The organism is Paraburkholderia kururiensis JCM 10599 = LMG 19447, from assembly GCF_003986935.1.
In the GTDB taxonomy this organism is placed as follows: domain Bacteria; phylum Pseudomonadota; class Gammaproteobacteria; order Burkholderiales; family Burkholderiaceae; genus Paraburkholderia; species Paraburkholderia kururiensis.
The window spans coordinates 11582-27877 of sequence record NZ_RJZE01000041.1 but is presented as its reverse complement, the minus strand read 5'-3'; the positions used below and the strand labels follow the sequence as shown (position 1 = coordinate 27877).

Sequence of the window (16296 nt, the reverse complement as noted above, 5' to 3'; positions counted from 1 at the left end):
TGAAGACGCGTTACCACCAGATCGGCCTGCAGGCGGACTATGCGCTGTCGCGCCGCACGGACCTCTATGCCGAGGCCGTGTACCAGCACGCCATGGGCGACGGCGGGGTGGCCTCGATCTACAGCGGCGACAACTCGCAGCTGCCGTCGTCGTCGAGGAACCAGACGGCCGCCACGGTCGGCCTGCGTCACCGCTTCTAGGCTTTTGCGCAGGCGGGCCGGGCCTGGAAGGGCGGCGGCCCGCGCGGACGGCCCCCATGTTCTTCCGGACATGGGGGCCGTCTGTCATGGCGCGCGCCCCGCACCGGCCGGCAGCCGGGGAGAGATGACTGATGACGAAGACGTACAGGGAACTGCTGGCCGAACGGCGGGAGCTGGAAGAGAGGATCGCGCTGGCGCGGGACGCCGAACGCAGCCAGGCGCTGGCGACGGTGCGTGAACTGATGGTGGAGTTTCTCATCACGCCGGAAGAACTGATGGTCCGTCGCGGCGCGAAGAAGACCGGGCCGCAGCCGCCGAAGTACCGTGACCCGGTGAGCGGCGCGACGTGGAACGGCAAGGGACGCGCGCCGCTATGGATCGCGGGCCGCGACCGCGCCGCGTTCGAGATCTGACGGGCGCGCGGGGCAGCGGTTGCCGGTCCGCGGCGCCACTGCCGTCAGGCCCCGTCCGGGGCCGGGGCTTCCCCGCGCTCCCGGGATTCCGTTCTGGACAGGGCGCGCCGCAGCGTCCCGCGGTCCACCCCGAGCATGCGGGCAACCGCCGAGAGGGAATGCCTGAGCAGCAGCTGGCGGGCGTGCCCGCATTGCGCGTCATCGAGCACGGGCCGGCGGCCGGGGCGGCTGCCGCGGGCGCGGGCGGCCGCGATGCCCGCGCGGGTGCGCTCGCTGATCAGGCCGCGCTCGAATTCGGCCAGCGCGGCAAGCATGTGGAAGGTGAAGCGGCCACTGGCCGAGCCGGTGTCGAGCGATTCGGTAAGCGAAACGATGCGCACGCCGCGCTGCCCGAGATTGCCCACCAGGGTGGCCAGGTCGCGCAGCGAGCGGCCCAGGCGGTCCAGGCGCCAGACCACCAGCGTGCCGCCGGTCCGCGCGGCCGCGAGCGCGGCGCGCAGCCCCGGGCGGTCGAAGCGGCCGCCGGAGATGCCGTGGTCCGAATACACCCGGTCGCAGCCGTATGCCTCAAGTGCCGCCAGCTGCAGGTCAAGATGCTGCTCTTCTGTCGATACCCTCGCGTAGCCGATGCGTTTCCCCGCGGCCATGTCCTGTCCCGTTCGTGTCTGCCGTGCGGCGACGCGCGATGTGTGCACACCGTCTCATGTCACCGTTTCCCGCTGGAGGCGGGAGCGTTTCACGTCTGCCGGCGGGCGCGGGACTGGACTTTTTATTTATGGGTGGCCCGGACGTGAGGCCGCCATCATCACGCAATGTCACGGGCAGGCAAAGCAACGTTAAATATTGTTTAAATCAGGGGGCGGGTGTCGCGTGAACCAGCTGGCCAGAAGTTCCCGGATTCTTGATAACCGTTTTCACTGTGGATACGCCAGCGGAATGCCGATGCACGGGACCGACTGTGACGTCACGACTATTTCCTGGGATCCCGAAGCACACCTGAATGGAAATGGATGCTCCGCGAACCCACATGCATGCCCGGCAACAGCCCGCCTGGGGGGGCTCCGTCGTTGTGGCATTGGCCGTCCCAGTCGCGACTGGTCGCTCTCGATCGTCGCCACGCGGGTCAGCTACTGTCCCTCACTGGGTCGCACGCGCAACTGGCTTGATCCCGCACTGCCGTTGCCGGACGATCCGACGATCATCGGCGTATTGGGGTAGATGGGCCATGCGCCGCTCAATTCTGTGTGGACATCCGCAGGCCAGACCATACACAATCACTACCGGAGGAGGATGAGGTGTCAGCATGTCCTGGGCAAGCCTGGGACCATCCCGACACCCCATGCCTGTTTAACAATTATTACCGGGCCATCATGGATGACATCCATCGACCATGCACGACCGATCAGGGGGCTGATTGTGGGCGCCAATCCGATCGTGGAAGTAGGGTTGGCGCACGTCCTGCGCAACGAAGCAGACATTGAGGTGGCTGGAGAAACAGCCGGCACGCGCGGTCTGCAACCGTTCCTCGACGGGCCAGGAATCAGTGTTGTGCTTGCTGATGCCACGTCCATGACCGCATCGGCGGCCGGCATGCTGCAAGGCTGCGGTTGCAGCGCAAACCGGCGTTGCGCTTCTCGTGATGACGATGCGGGCCACCGTACAAACGCATGTCGGCCTGTTCCGCCGCGGCGCAACGGGTTATGTCTCGAAGGAAAGCGGGCCCGACGTGCTTGTCGGCGCTGTGCGGCGCGTCGCGGACCGTTGCCTGTTCATTGACCCTGCACTGGTTGAAGCCATGTTCTTCGCGCCGGCCGCCTGCGAACGTGATCCACGAAAGATTCTCTCCAGGCGGGAGTTCGAGGTGCTCCAGCTGCTGGCCCGGGGTTACAGCCTGACCGACATATCAAGATCGCTCAATCTCAGCATCAAGACCGTGAGCACGCACAAGACGCGTTTCATGCAGAAGCTTCAGCTGGGAAGCGGCGCCGATGTGATCCGCTTTGCGATGAAGAACGGCATCGTCCAGGACGATGCCGGACAGTACCGCTGATGCGGCCTCATCAGTGTTCACGCCGATCTTTGGCCGGCGCACGGATCATCGCGGTTTTACATTACGCCGTGCAACCTGGATGCGGTCGACGGCGTTAAGCAGGGAAGCCAGCCGGATGGTCCGGCCGGTTACCAGGGAGACGTTCATGAAATCCTTCGCAAGGATCCTGACGGCGGCCGTGCTCGCGCCTGCCGTCCTGGCACCCACGCTCGCCGAAGCCCACTCGCACCGGGTCTGCCACGTCGATCATCATCACCAGCGTGTGTGCCACTGGGTGAGGTAAGGGAGAGGTTTCCCCCGCGCGGTGGTCGCCGGCGGTGGCGACGCGCACGCGATGCATCACGTTCCGCGTGATCGCCGGCTCCTTCCCTCATCGAGGGCGCCCCATATTGCGCAACATATCGTGCCGCCGCTATCTGACGCTGCCCGGAAAGCGCGGATCTGGACCACCGTCGACAATAGCTGCTGCGGAGGTTGCACCGGGTCGAAGGGCTCGCTGGAAAGGGACGATCAAAACCTGTGACGAATGCCCGCCATTATCAGGTCCGCGCCCCTTCAAGGGAAGAGCAGGGAACGGGTTCGCGAAATCCGGCACCTCACCGTACTGGCTCATTTTCTCGATCCGTCGTCCCGGCGAGTCTGCAGGTGCGGAAGACCTTCGTTGTTCGTGAGCCTCAGGCTGTGAACCTGGCGTACCGCCCTGTTCAACTGGGCCTGGACCGCGACGCGCTGCGCTTCAAGCTGCGCAAGTTCCCTGCGTATGTCGTGCTGTTTCGCATTGCTCAACTGCGTTTGAGTCACGTCGCGCTCGATGTCATTGCGCAGCCGTTCGGCAAGCGCTTCGCTTTGCCTGACCGCGCGGGCGACCCGTTCATTTTGCGACCTGATCTGCGCGCGCCGGGTCTCACCTTCGGTCATCTTGATGATCTGGTCCTGAACATTGCGGAACACCGCCTCGGCCGGTTCGAGATCCACGGCGACAAAGGCACGCCAAATTTCAGCATCGTGATAGAGCGCCACATAGTAGTCGGGCGCGTCGCCGTGAAATAGCAGCACTGCCGAATAGTCGAAGCTCCGGAATGAGCGAAACTGGACTATCGATTCAGTTGCAACGAGGCGCTGGAGTTCCGTGACGTCCGCCATCTGTATCCCGCGTTGAGCAGGTTGCGGCGTCACCACGGTCATCGCGCGGGCTTGCGACATGGACTGTGCAGTTTCGCCTGCTGTATCGATCACCGTATCTGGAGGATCCTCGTCCGCGGGGTCGGAGGTCGCGCCTTCTGCGGGGGTATCAAGGGCGTCAGACGGTGCAGACGGCGCCTGACTGCTTCGACGGCTCAGCAGATTTTTCACAGTTTCTCCATGCGCAGATTCAGGCTATCCGGATAACCGGGCTCAAGCTGACTTCGCGTCGGATTGAAATCAGCAGGATTGCTGCGCGAGTACAACACCCTCCAGATATACTACGCGCGCAATCCCATCCCCCATCATCGCGACTGGCTGTCGCTTGCTCACATTGCGTGGATAACGTCTGGCAGAACGGCCGGCCGTGCGGCCGCAGCACGTTGCTGCGTGGACCGGGCCGCGGATCTGCACGCTCCCGGCGCAACCACGGCGGTGTCCCGCCTCGTCCGCAACCTGCCCGACTGGCTCGTAGCCCGCCAGGGGGGCCGCACAACCCGATCGCATCGGTGTACGCGCCTTCGCACTCCATAAAAAGCGGGGGTGAAACAGCACGGGCTGTCCGGGCGATGAAGCAATAGTCCCAGGGTGTGCCAGCAGCCTGCCTTTGTTCTTTTCGTCCATCATTGTTCCGGTTCCATTGGTCAGGACTCCTGTGCGGTTCTGCATGGAGTGAATCCGGCGGGATGCGGGTGCGTGCTTGCCGGGCGGGCAATCGGGCTGGTACCGGGGCCGGATGAAGCTCGCGCCCGTGACAGACATTCCAGATCTTGACCAGGCGTTTCGTTGCACGGTGTAAGCAGGCACGAAGCCGCGATCAACCGGCACCCATCGTTTTCCGTCGTTGGCCCGGCCCGGGCGGTTTGAGTGCTGGCAGGGGCATCAGGGGAGCAGGGCGAGGAGGTCGGCGTGCATCATGAGCGCGCGCATCTGTGTCCACATGCCGAAGTAGTGGACGAGGAAGCTGGAGGCTGAGCGCATGAACCATGGGGTGTTGAAGAGGAGCGGGCTGTCGATGGGGGTGTGCTGGAGCAGGCCGTGCTCGCGCATGGCGGCGATGAAGTGGAACTGGTCGCCGTTGGCGGTGTAGACGCCGGAGCGGTCGGGCATGGCGGCGATGCGGGCCATGAGGTCGGCGAGCAGGGCGAGGGTGGCGGGGGTACGGCGAAAGCCCATGATGCCGGAGTTGAAGGGCCACTGGCCGATGTCGCGGGCGAGCAGGCAGTCGCGGCCGTCGAGCAGGGGTTCGATGGGGCGGGCGGGATCGGCGACGAGCACGTCGGCGTCGAGCCAGAGGACCCATTCGTGATGGGCCAGCCAGGCATGCAGCAGCCAGGGCTTGAACCAGTTGCCGGAGCCCTGCAGGCCGAGCTCGGCGGGGATGTCGCGGTAGACGTGCAGGGTGTGGCCGTGCCGCTGGCAGTAGTGGCGGAAGCTGGCTTCGGCGAGGCGTCCGTAGCAGGCGATGCCGGGGGTGTAGAGGGTAACCAGGGCGACGGGGCGGCCGGGATTGAAGGTTTGGCGGGTGCTGGCCGGCATGGCGTGGGGGGTGTCGAGGCGCAAGGGCTGGCGTGCGTGGAGCTGGCAGTCGTTGATATGGGAGAAGAGGGTTTCGCGAAAGCGCGGCACGATGCCGAGCTCGGGGGGGGAATGGGTGCTGGCGTCCAGGCTCACGGCGAAGGTGGGCACGAGGCTCCAGCGCGGCTCGACGTTGGGGCCGGTGGACATGACGGGGCAGATGCCGTCGATGGTCTGGTGCCAGGGCTGGGAGGGCAGGCCGGCAAGCAGGGCGGACTCGCCGGGAAACGGTTCGCTGCCCAGGCGGCAGCGGCCGGCCAGGGCGGCGAGCTGTGCGCGGGAGGTGGCGGTATTGCGCCAGACCTGCACGTTGGGCTGGGGGGTGGGGCCGGAGGTGAGCACGAGCAGGCAGTCGCGGCCGCGCATGAGGGCCGGCAGCGGCACCGGATGGACGACGGCGGCGTTCTCGCCGAGCAGCAGCACCAGTGCGGCTTCGGGCAGGCGGGCGAGGGTGGCGAGCAGGTGCTCGTAGCGCTGCAGGGCCTGGATCTGCGGGCCGCAGGGGCCGCAGGCCATGTCCAGCAGTTCGTGGCGGTAGCCGTGGGCGAACGCATAGTGGCGGTGGTTGGCGAGGCTGGCGGGTGCGGCCGAGGTGAGGCAGCTGAGCACCGTGACGGCTTCGCCGGGCATGGCCGTGTCGGCGCTCATGGCTGGACAGGGTCGGCGCAGCCGGGCGTGAGACGGGGGGCGGTGGGGCGCACGGCGCGTCTGACGGTGGTGGGGTGGACGTTGAAGCGCCGGGCCACCTCGCCGATGGGCAGGGTCTGCAGCAGGGCGATGGCCTGGCTGCGCTGGGCTGGGGTGAGTGCGGGCCGCCGGCCCATGACGATGCCGCGTTCGCGTGCGGCGATGATGCCGGCGCGGGTGCGCTCGCTGATGAGGCGGCGCTCGAACTCGGAGAGCGCGGCCATCATGTGGAACATCAGGACGCCGCCGGCGGTGGTGGTGTCGATGGCCTCGGTGAGCGAGACGAAGCCGGTGTCATTGCGGCCGAGCCAGGCGATGAGGTCGATGAGCTTGCTGATGGAGCGTCCCAGGCGGTCCAGCCGCCAGACGACGAGCACGTCGCCGGGGGTCAGGCTGGCGAGTGCGGCATCGAGTCCGGGGCGGCTGAACTCCGCGCCGGAGACGCCACGGTCGGTGAACAGGCGGTCGCATCCGGCGCGCCGCAGCGCATCCTTCTGCAGTGCCAGGTTCTGCTCGTCGGTAGACACGCGCGCATAGCCGATCTTCACGCCCGGTCTCCCGGGTCGCACACCAGGAAGGGGAAAAGGGCGGTTCCGCGGGGAGCGGGGGCGCCCGGAACGGACGGGTGTGTGAACTGCATGACGTATCCGGAAAAAACGGGTTATGCGTGATGCCGGGTCCGGCAATGCTGACTGCATGAAAAGGTGCAAAACATTGTCAGACGGGGCTGGCTGGGCCGCATTCTACTGGACAAAAACGAACCCTTTCGCCCACCCCCATATCCCTTCCGGTGGTTCCTTGTGCGGCCTGACTTTCAGGGGTCACAAGGAAATTTTTTACCAATGTGGCACAAAGGTTCCTTTTTGCACCACCCCTCCTGGAGAGGCTGCGGCGCGGGTGCGTCCGTGACGGGGATGGCGATGGCAATGCCGGAAATGGAGCAGGTGGAGGCGGTGTTCACGGCCATGCGGCAGGGGCGGCTGGTGCTCAGGCGTGAGGCGGTGTGCAGCGTGACGCAGCCACGCCGTGTGCTTTATGAGGAGTGCCTGGCAAGGGTGCGGGGCATGGCCCTTTCGCCGGCGCAGTTCATCCCGCTGCTGGAGCGTTTCTCGATGGTGTGCGCGTTTGACCGCTACGTGATGCGGCAGGCGGTGGCGCTGCTGCGCGGGGAGCCCGCGGCGCGGCTGGGGGTGAACCTGTCGGCGCTGAGCATGCTGCCCGGGGTGATGTGGGAGGCGCTGTTCCGGCAGCTGGCGGAGCAGCCGGAGGTGGCGGGGCGGCTGGTGGTGGAGATCACGGAGAGCGCGCGCATGGACGTGGCGCTGGGAGGCCGTTTCGTGCGGCAGCTCAGGCAGCTGGGGTGCGGGGTGGCGGTGGATGACTTCGGGGTGGGGTACGGGGTGGAGACGGCGGTGAGCATCCAGTCGCCGGACATCATCAAGATCGACGCGTCGCTGCTGGCCGGTGCGCGGTGCAGCGGTGCGGGACAGGCGCGGCTGGCGGGGATGGTGAGGCTGGCGGCGGACCTGGCGCCGCAGGTGGTGGTGGAGGGTGTGGAAGGGGAGGCGGATCTGGAGCTGGTGCGCGCAGCAGGCGCGCAGTGGGTGCAGGGCTGGCTGTTCAGCCCGGTGCGGCCGGTGTAGGGGCCGGCCTGGAAAGGCAACGAAAAAAGGAACAGGAAAGATGGGCGGGACAACGGGAGAGAGAGGGCGGCCCGGGCCGGGGCGGCGCAGGCGCGGGACAGGCGCGGCGGTGGCGCAAGGGAGTGTGGCCGGCGATGGTCTGGGCGAGGTGCTGCGGCTGCTGTCGTCGTGCGCGGGGCACATCGGGACAGCAGGGAGCTGGCCGGATGCGGTGGATGCGGAATGCTGCATGGAGCAGTTCCGTGCCTCGGTGCACCTTCTTCTGGCGCGTCATCCGGGAGCGGACGTGGGGCTTGCGGCGGGGGCGTACGACCTGGGCCTGGCGACGGGATTCTACGGACGTGATGCGGCGGTGACGGCGGGACTGGCGGGCCGGTACGGGGCGCGGCTGGAGCAGGCGCGCGGGCAGGACCCGCAGGCGCTGCGCTGGCTGGGCGGGCTGCTGCGCAGCGGGTACCTGCATGGACGCGACATAAGGGAGTGGGCCCGGCTGGGGGAGGGGCGGTCGGACTGAAAGGACGGGAATGGAAGGCAGGGGTGGCGCGCTAGACATTAAGCAATGCTAAACGAATAAACGGGACGCGCCTCGTGACGGTGAAGTTCGAACGAATGGTGGGAACATGAATACGATATATCGAACAGTCTGGAACGAGTCGCTGGGAACGTACGTTGCAGCTTCGGAAAACGATACGGCGAAGGGCAAGGGAAAGGGCGGGCTGGCGTCGTCCGTGTGCGCAGAAGGAGGGGCGGCATCGGCAAAGGTCACGCATGGTGCGACGTCGTTTAGCGCCATCTCGCTGGCAGTGATGGCTGCCTTCGGCAGCGTGGTGATGCTGCCGGGCTCGGCAATGGCGGCGGCGGGCTGGGACGCTATCTATGTCAATAACAGTACGGACGCAACCTGTGGGTGGTTGTCAGACGTCACCGGAGGAATGTACGGTGACTCGACCTTGCCACAATGCAACACTGCTCTCAGCAGCCAGACGAGCAACAGCACGTTCTTCAACGTCGCGTACGTCGCGGGTTCGACCAACCCTAACAGCCTTTCCCTAGGGGGGATGCTGTGGGTCAATTCCGGACAGCTTTATGTGACTAACCAGGGGGCGGCCACCTCGACCAGCGGGACAGGTTCCATCCTTATTGGTACATCGGCAGCGATGTCCGGTGTCGCAGCGAACTCGAACAATCCCACCAACGCGTCCGGGAGTGCAGCTATCGCGATGGGCGATGGAGCGGCGGCCACCGGCAGCAACACCATCGCGATCGGTTCGGATACGTTCGGTGCGGCGGCCGGCGCCAGCGGTGCAACGGCCGCGGGCACCGGTGCCATCGCAATCGGCAATAACGGTACGGCCGGTGCGAGGGCGCTGTCGGTCGACGCCATTGCGCTGGGCGGGCAGGCCCTGGTGGCGGCGACGGCGACCGCGGGAGTCGCGATCGGCAAGCTTGCGACCGCCGCGCAGAGCGCGTCGATCGCCGTTGGGCAGAACAGTGTGGGAGGCGCGGCCAACGCGACAGCGATCGGCAACGGGGCGGCGGCCAGCGGCACCTCATCCATCGCGATGGGCAATGCGGCGACCGGATCGGCGTTAAACGCTGTGGCAATCGGCACGTCCTCGACGGCTTCGGGCGCTGCGGGAACAGCGATCGGCAACGCGACACAGGCGCTCGCCTCCTCCTCGCTTGCCATGGGTGATAGAAGCGCCGTGCAGGCAGGCGCGGGGCAGGGCGCCATTGCCGCGGGTACCCAGTCGCAGGTTGTCAGTGGTACGGGAGCGGTTGCAATGGGCTTCCAGCAGACGGCCAGTGGCAACGGTGCGGTAGCCATCGGGGACCCGAACACGGCCACGGGCACGGGTGCGGTTGCGATGGGCGCGAACAACACGGCCAACGGCAACGGTGCGCTGGCGATCGGCGACAGCAATACGGCCAGCGCGCAGGGCTCGGTGGCGCTGGGCGAAACCAACGTGGCGGGCGGCACGGGCGCGGTGGCGATTGGTAATACGTCGACGGCGGCGAGCACGGGGGGCGTGGCACTGGGCGCGTCGGCGACGGCGGTGAACTCCAACGATGTGGCGCTGGGCTCGAACTCGGTGACCGGCACACCGGTGCCGACCTCGGGTACGACCGTGGGGGGCAAGTTCTATACGTTTGCCGGTTCGTCGCCGGGCAGCGTGGTGAGTGTGGGTAGTGCGGGGGCCGAGCGTCAGATCCAGAACGTAGCGGCGGGCCAGATCAGCGCCACGAGCACCGACGCGATCAATGGCTCGCAGTTGTATGCGACCAATACAGCGGTCACGTCGCTGTCGAGTTCGACCTCGACGGTGGGCAGCTCGCTGTCGACGGGGGTAAGTTCGCTGTCGACGGGCCTGTCCACCACGAACAGCACGGTCACGTCGCTGTCGACTTCAACCTCGACGGTGGGCAGTTCGCTGTCGACCGGGGTGAGCTCGCTGTCCACGGGCGTGAGTTCACTCTCGACCGGACTGTCGACCACCAACAGCAACCTGACGTCGCTGTCGAGCTCGACTTCAACCGTCGGCAGTTCGCTGTCGACGGGCCTGTCGACGACGAACAGCACGGTGAGCTCGCTGTCGACTTCAACATCGACGGTGGAAAGCTCGCTGTCCACGGGTGTGAGTTCGCTGTCGACGGGCGTGAGTTCGCTCTCGACCGGACTGTCGACGACCAACAGCAACCTGACGTCGCTGTCGGGTTCGACCTCGACGGTGGGCAGCTCGCTGTCGACGGGGGTGAGCTCGCTGTCGACGGGCCTGTCGACGACGAACAGCACGGTGAGTTCGCTGTCGAGCTCGACCTCGACGGCGGAGAGCTCGCTGTCGACCGGCGTGAGCTCGCTGTCGACGGGGGTGAGCTCGCTGTCGACGGGTCTGTCCACCACGAACAGCACGGTAACGTCGCTGTCGAGCTCGACCTCGACGGTGGAGAGCTCGCTTTCCACGGGTGTCAGCTCGCTGTCGACCGGGGTGAGCTCGCTTTCCACGGGCGTGAGTTCACTCTCGACGGGGCTGTCGACCACCAACAGCAATCTGACGTCGCTGTCGGGTTCGACCTCGACCGTGGGCAGCTCGCTGTCCACCGGGGTGAGCTCGCTGTCGACGGGCCTGTCCACCACGAACAGCACGGTAACGTCGCTGTCGAGCTCGACCTCGACGGTGGAGAGCTCGCTTTCCACGGGTGTCAGCTCGCTGTCGACCGGGGTGAGCTCCCTGTCCACGGGCGTGAGTTCACTCTCGACCGGGCTGTCGACGACCAACAGCAACCTGACCTCGCTGTCGAGCTCGACCTCGACGGTGGGCAGCTCGCTGTCGACGGGGGTGAGCTCGCTGTCGACGGGTCTGTCCACCACGAACAGCACGGTAACGTCGCTGTCGAGCTCGACCTCGACCGTGGGCAGCTCGCTGTCCACCGGGGTGAGCTCGCTGTCGACGGGCCTGTCGACGACGAACAGCACGGTGAGTTCGCTGTCGAGCTCGACCTCGACGGCGGAGAGCTCGCTGTCCACGGGTGTCAGCTCGCTGTCGACGGGCGTGAGTTCACTCTCGACGGGGCTGTCGACCACCAACAGCAATCTGACCTCGCTGTCGAGTTCGACGTCCACGGTGGGCAGCTCGCTGTCGACGGGCCTGTCGACGACCAACAGCACGGTAACGTCGTTGTCGAGTTCGACCTCGACGGTGGGCAGTTCGCTCTCCACGGGTGTCAGCTCGCTGTCGACCGGGGTGAGTTCGCTGTCGACGGGGCTGTCGACGACCAACAGCACGGTGACGTCGCTGTCGACGTCGACCTCGACGGGGGTGAGTTCACTGTCGACCGGCCTGAGCACGCTGAACGCGCAGGCGGTCAAGTATGACCGCAACGCGGACGGCACGGTCAACTACGGCAGCGTGACGCTGAACCCGGGCGGCACGGCCGCGCAGATCCACAACGTGGCGGCCGGCACGTCATCGACCGATGCGGTGAACGTCTCGCAGCTGAGCACGGCGGTCTCCAGCAGCCAGACGCATTACTACAGCGTCAACGACAACGGCACGCAGCAGGCGAACTACGGCGACAACGGCGCCACGGGGGTGAACGCGCTGGCGGCGGGCACGGGGGCGACGGCGGCGGGTGCGGCGGGCGTGGCGGTGGGTAACAACGCGAACGCGGCGGGGGCCAGCGCGCTGGCACTGGGCCCGGGTTCGACGGCCGCGGGCGCGGGCAGCATTGCCGAAGGCAGCGGGGCGTCGACGCCGGGCACGGGCAGCAACAGTATTGCGCTGGGCACGAATGCGACGGTGGTGGCCAACGGGCCGAGCGGCGGGGCGGGGGCGGTGGCGATCGGCTGGGGCGCGACGGCGGGCGATCCGGGCACGGCGATCGGCACGGGGGCCTCGGCGCTGGGCACGGACGCGACGGCAGTGGGCTACAACGCGACGGCCTCGGGTTCGGCCAGCCAGGCCTATGGCACGCGTGCGCTGGCGTCGGCGACCAACGCGACGGCGCTGGGCAGCGGGGCGACGGCGTCCAACGCGGGCGATGTGGCGCTGGGCAGCGGCTCGGTGACGGGCGCGGCGGTGCCGGTCACGGGCGGGACGATCGCGGGCACGGCGTACACGTACGCGGGCACGAGCCCGACGAGCGTGGTGAGCGTGGGTTCGGCGGGCGCGGAGCGGCAGGTGACGAACGTGGCGGCCGGGCAGGTAAGCGCGACGAGCACGGACGCGGTGAACGGCTCGCAGCTGTTCGCGACCAACCAGGCGGTGACATCGCTGTCGACCAGCACGGGGTCGCTCTCGTCGAGCGTCTCGACGGTGGGCAGCAGCGTGGCGTCGCTGTCGAGTTCGACCTCGACGGTGGGCAGCTCGCTGTCCACGGGGATCTCGGGCACGAACAGCAACCTGGCGTCGCTGTCGAGCTCGACCTCGACGGTGGGCAGCTCACTGTCCACGGGGATCAGTTCGCTGTCGACGTCGACCTCGACGGTGGGCAGTTCGCTCTCGACGGGCCTCAGCTCGCTGTCGAGCTCGACTTCCACGGTGGGCAGTTCGCTGTCCACGGGCGTGAGTTCGCTGTCGACCGGGGTGAGCTCGCTGTCGACGGGGCTGTCGACCACGAACAGCAACCTGGCGTCGCTGTCGAGCTCGACCTCGACGGTGGGCAGTTCGCTGTCGAGCGGCGTGAGTTCACTGTCCACGGGCGTGAGCTCACTGTCGACGGGGATCAGTTCGCTGTCGACGTCGACCTCCACGGTGGGCAGTTCGCTGTCGACGGGCGTGAGTTCACTGTCGACCGGAGTGAGCTCGCTGTCGACGGGGCTGTCGACCACGAACAGCAACCTCACGTCGCTGTCGAGCTCGACCTCGACGGTGGGCAGCTCGCTGTCGAGCGGCCTCAGTTCGCTGTCGAGTTCGACTTCCACGGTGGGCAGTTCGCTGTCGACCGGGGTGAGCTCGCTGTCGACGGGGCTGTCGAGCACGAACAGCAACCTGACGTCGCTGTCGACCTCGGGCTCCACGGCGACCTCGTCGCTCTCGACGCTGATCTCGACCTCGCGTACGCGCTACTACAGCGTGAACGACAACGGCACGCAGCAGGCGAACTACAACAACGACGGGGCCACGGGGGTGAACGCGCTGGCAGCCGGTACGGGCGCAACGGCGGCGGGCACGGCAGGCGTGGCGGTAGGCAGCAACGCCAATGCGGCGGCGGCCAATGCGGTGGCGATCGGTGCGGGCGCAAGCGCGACCACGGCGAACTCGGTGGCGCTGGGCAGCGGGTCGGTGACGGGCACGGCGGTGCCGGTGGCGGGCGCCACGATCGCGGGCACGGCGTACACGTACGCGGGTACCAGCCCGACGGGGGTGGTGAGCGTGGGCGCGGCGGGCGCGGAGCGGCAGGTCACGAACGTGGCGGCCGGGCAGGTGAGCGCGGCGAGCACGGACGCGGTGAACGGCTCGCAGCTGTTCGCGACCAACCAGGCGGTGAACTCGCTGTCGACCGGCACGGGCTCGCTGTCCTCGAGCGTCTCGACGGTGACCAGCAGCGTGGCGTCGCTGTCGAGCTCGACCTCGACGGTGGGCAGCTCGCTGTCCACGGTGATCTCGGGCACCAACAGCAACCTGGCGTCGCTGTCGAGCTCGACCTCGACGGTGGGCAGCTCACTGTCCACGGGGATCAGTTCGCTGTCGACGTCGACCTCGACGGTGGGCAGTTCGCTCTCGACGGGCCTCAGCTCGCTGTCGACGTCGACTTCCACGGTGGGCAGTTCACTGTCCACGGGGGTGAGCTCGCTGTCGACCGGGGTGAGTTCGCTGTCCACGGGCCTGTCGAGCACGAACAGCAGCGTGGCCTCGCTGTCGACCTCGGGCTCCACGGCGACCTCGTCGCTCTCGACGCTGGTGTCGACCTCGCGTACGCGCTACTACAGCGTGAACGACAACGGCACGCAGCAGGCGAACTACAGCAACGACGGGGCCACGGGGGTGAACGCGCTGGCAGCCGGTACGGGCGCCACTGCGGCGGGCACGGCGGGCGTGGCGGTAGGCAGCAACGCCAATGCGGCGGCGGCCAATGCGGTGGCGATCGGTGCGGGCGCGAGCGCGACCACGGCCAACTCGGTGGCGCTGGGCAGCGGCTCGGTGACGGCGGCGCCGGTGGCGGTGGCGGGCGGGACGATCGCGGGCACGGCGTACACGTACGCGGGCACCAGCCCGACGGGGGTGGTGAGCGTGGGCGCGGCGGGCGCGGAGCGGCAGGTCACGAACGTGGCGGCCGGGCAGGTGAGCGCGGCGAGCACGGACGCGGTCAACGGCTCGCAGCTGTTCGCGACCAACCAGGCGGTGAACTCGCTGTCGACCGGCACGGGCTCGCTGTCCTCGAGCGTCTCGACGGTGACCAGCAGCGTGGCGTCGCTGTCGAGTTCGACCTCGACGGTGGGCAGCTCGCTGTCGACGGGGATCAGCTCGCTGTCGACGTCGACCTCGACGGTGGGCAGTTCGCTGTCGACGGGGATCAGTTCGCTGTCGACGGGGATCAGTTCGCTGTCGACGGGGCTGTCGAGCACGAACAGCACGGTGTCGCTGCTGTCGAGTTCGACCTCGACGATGGGCAGCTCGCTGTCCACGCTGATCCAGGCGTCGCGCACGCACTACTACAGCGTGAACGACAACGGCACGCAGCAGGCGAACTACAGCAACGACGGGGCGACGGGCGTGAACGCGCTGGCCGCCGGTACGGGTGCGACCGCGGCAGGCGCGGCGGGTGTGGCGGTGGGTAACAGCGCCAGTGCGGCGGGGGCCAATGCGGTGGCCGTCGGTGCGGGGGCGAAGGCGACCACGGCCAACTCGGTGGCGCTGGGCGCGGGCTCGACGACGGCGGCGCCGGTGGCCACCACGGGCGCGGTGATCGGCGGCACGAGCTACACGTATGCGGGCACGGCGCCGGTGGGGGTGGTGAGCGTGGGTACGGCGGGCGGTGAGCGGCAGGTGACGAACGTGGCGGCCGGCCAGGTGAGCGCGACGAGCACGGATGCGGTCAACGGCTCGCAGCTGTATGCGACCAACCAGGCGATCAGCACGCTGTCGAGTTCGACCTCGACGGGCATCAGCTCGCTGTCGACGGTGATCTCGTCGACGGGCAGCACGGTGTCGGCGCTGTCGAACTCGGTGAGCACGATCGCGGGCGGCACGACCTCGCTGTCGACGGCGCTCAGCTCGCTGTCGACCTCGACCTCGACCACGGCCAGTTCGCTGTCGACGGGGCTGGGTTCGCTGTCGACCTCGACCTCGAGCGGACTGGTCTCGCTGTCGACCTCGGGCTCGACGGCGGTGGTGTCGCTGTCGACGCTGATCGCGAACACGGCGCGGCCGCACTACGTCAGCGTGAACGACAACGGCACGCAGCAGGGCAACTACAGCAACGACGGGGCGAGCGGCGTGAACGCGGTGGCCATTGGCACGAACGCGTCGGCGGGGGGCAGCAGCAGCGTGGCGCTGGGCGATGGCGCCACGGCCGCGGGCGACGGTGCGACGGTGATCGGTGCGAAGGCGCTGGCGTCGTCCAGCGGCGGGGTGGCGCTGGGCCAGAACGCGACGGCCGCGGGGGCGAACTCGGTGGCGCTGGGCTCGGGCTCGGTGGCCAGCGAGGCGAACACGGTGTCGGTGGGCTCGGCGGGCAGCGAGCGGCGCATCACGAACGTGGCGCCGGGGATCAGCGGGACGGACGCGGTGAACCTGTCGCAGCTGCAGGCGGTGCAGGGCAACGTGAACTCGGTGGCGCGCAAGGCGTATGCGGGCGTGGCCGGGGCGACGGCGCTGTCGATGATTCCGGACGTGGATGCGGGCAAGGTGCTGTCGGTGGGGATCGGCGCGGCGAGCTACCAGGGGTATGGGGCGGTGGCGCTGGGCTTCACGGCGAGGCTGACGAACAACGTGAAGCTGCGCGGCGGGGTGAGCAGCAGCAGCGCGGGGTATTCGTTCGGCGGGGGGATGAGCTACCAGTGGTAAGGCAGGGGCGTGGCGGCCCCGGGGGGGAGCGCCACG

Annotated in this window: 11 protein-coding genes and 2 pseudogenes; 8 read left to right on the top strand and 5 right to left on the bottom strand. The window is 67.9% G+C overall.

Going from position 1 to position 16296, the window contains the following annotated elements; all coding sequences use genetic code 11:
- Together PKKP23_RS31625 and PKKP23_RS31620 are read left to right on the top strand one after the other, a co-directional pair.
- Positions 1–200: pseudogene (locus PKKP23_RS31625) on the top strand (porin); the annotation flags it as partial.
- A 131-nt stretch (positions 201–331) separates the two neighbouring features.
- A complete protein-coding gene (locus PKKP23_RS31620) occupies positions 332–613 on the top strand; it encodes an H-NS histone family protein (protein ID WP_126879819.1) in 282 nt (93 codons plus the stop codon).
- Positions 614–657: 44 nt separating this feature from the next.
- Here the strand turns inward: PKKP23_RS31620 and PKKP23_RS31615 are convergent, their stop codons facing one another.
- Positions 658–1260, bottom strand: coding sequence for a recombinase family protein (locus PKKP23_RS31615; protein ID WP_126879818.1), 603 nt, complete (start codon positions 1258–1260; stop codon positions 658–660).
- A 1079-nt stretch (positions 1261–2339) separates the two neighbouring features.
- Between PKKP23_RS31615 and PKKP23_RS31610 the strand changes: the two genes are divergently transcribed.
- Entirely contained in the window at positions 2340–2663 is a 324-nt protein-coding gene (locus tag PKKP23_RS31610) for a response regulator transcription factor (protein ID WP_176049096.1), read from the top strand.
- Positions 2664–2808: 145 nt separating this feature from the next.
- Entirely contained in the window at positions 2809–2946 is a 138-nt protein-coding gene (locus PKKP23_RS34255; RefSeq protein WP_168724614.1) for an HHHH-motif protein, read from the top strand.
- 326 nt (positions 2947–3272) lie between these two features.
- Here the strand turns inward: PKKP23_RS34255 and PKKP23_RS31605 are convergent, their stop codons facing one another.
- From PKKP23_RS31605 to PKKP23_RS31595, 3 genes are all read right to left on the bottom strand, one after another.
- Positions 3273–4016 carry a DUF2968 domain-containing protein gene (locus PKKP23_RS31605; RefSeq protein ID WP_126879816.1) on the bottom strand — a complete coding sequence of 248 codons (744 nt, stop codon included), beginning with the start codon at positions 4014–4016 and terminating at the stop codon, positions 3273–3275.
- Positions 4017–4727: 711 nt separating this feature from the next.
- Entirely contained in the window at positions 4728–6071 is a 1344-nt protein-coding gene (locus PKKP23_RS31600; protein ID WP_240659236.1) for a glycosyltransferase family protein, read from the bottom strand.
- Positions 6068–6658, bottom strand: a complete 591-nt coding sequence (locus PKKP23_RS31595) for a recombinase family protein (RefSeq protein ID WP_126879815.1) — start codon at positions 6656–6658, stop codon at positions 6068–6070. The genes PKKP23_RS31600 and PKKP23_RS31595 overlap by 4 nt, the downstream gene beginning before the upstream one ends.
- A 372-nt stretch (positions 6659–7030) precedes the next feature.
- Between PKKP23_RS31595 and PKKP23_RS31590 the strand changes: the two genes are divergently transcribed.
- The 3 genes and pseudogenes from PKKP23_RS31590 to PKKP23_RS35030 all read left to right on the top strand — a co-directional run.
- Positions 7031–7753, top strand: coding sequence for an EAL domain-containing protein (locus PKKP23_RS31590; protein WP_161978178.1), 723 nt, complete (start codon positions 7031–7033; stop codon positions 7751–7753).
- 124 nt (positions 7754–7877) lie between these two features.
- Positions 7878–8267, top strand: coding sequence for a hypothetical protein (locus PKKP23_RS31585; protein WP_126879813.1), 390 nt, complete (start codon positions 7878–7880; stop codon positions 8265–8267).
- Positions 8268–8373: 106 nt separating this feature from the next.
- A pseudogene (locus PKKP23_RS35030) lies at positions 8374–10032 on the top strand (YadA family autotransporter adhesin); the annotation flags it as partial.
- Here the strand turns inward: PKKP23_RS35030 and PKKP23_RS34710 are convergent.
- Positions 9960–11537, bottom strand: coding sequence for a hypothetical protein (locus PKKP23_RS34710; RefSeq protein WP_240659233.1), 1578 nt, complete (start codon positions 11535–11537; stop codon positions 9960–9962). The pseudogene PKKP23_RS35030 and the gene PKKP23_RS34710 sit on opposite strands and share 73 nt — an antisense overlap.
- On the opposite strand from PKKP23_RS34710, the gene PKKP23_RS34705 reads away from it, so the two are divergent.
- Positions 11431–16260, top strand: coding sequence for a YadA-like family protein (locus PKKP23_RS34705; RefSeq protein ID WP_240659232.1), 4830 nt, complete (start codon positions 11431–11433; stop codon positions 16258–16260). The two genes, PKKP23_RS34710 and PKKP23_RS34705, sit on opposite strands and share 107 nt — an antisense overlap.
- Positions 16261–16296 lie beyond the last annotated feature (36 nt).

Excerpts from the sequence above, each read along its gene's own strand:
- PKKP23_RS31600 (WP_240659236.1), bottom strand. The coding sequence starts at position 6,071 with ATGAGCGCCGACACGGCCATGCCCGGCGAAGCCGTCACGGTGCTCAGC.
- PKKP23_RS31590 (WP_161978178.1), top strand. The coding sequence starts at position 7,031 with ATGGCAATGCCGGAAATGGAGCAGGTGGAGGCGGTGTTCACGGCCATG.
- PKKP23_RS34255 (WP_168724614.1), top strand. The coding sequence starts at position 2,809 with ATGAAATCCTTCGCAAGGATCCTGACGGCGGCCGTGCTCGCGCCTGCC.
- PKKP23_RS31615 (WP_126879818.1), bottom strand. The coding sequence starts at position 1,260 with ATGGCCGCGGGGAAACGCATCGGCTACGCGAGGGTATCGACAGAAGAG.
- PKKP23_RS31620 (WP_126879819.1), top strand. The coding sequence starts at position 332 with ATGACGAAGACGTACAGGGAACTGCTGGCCGAACGGCGGGAGCTGGAA.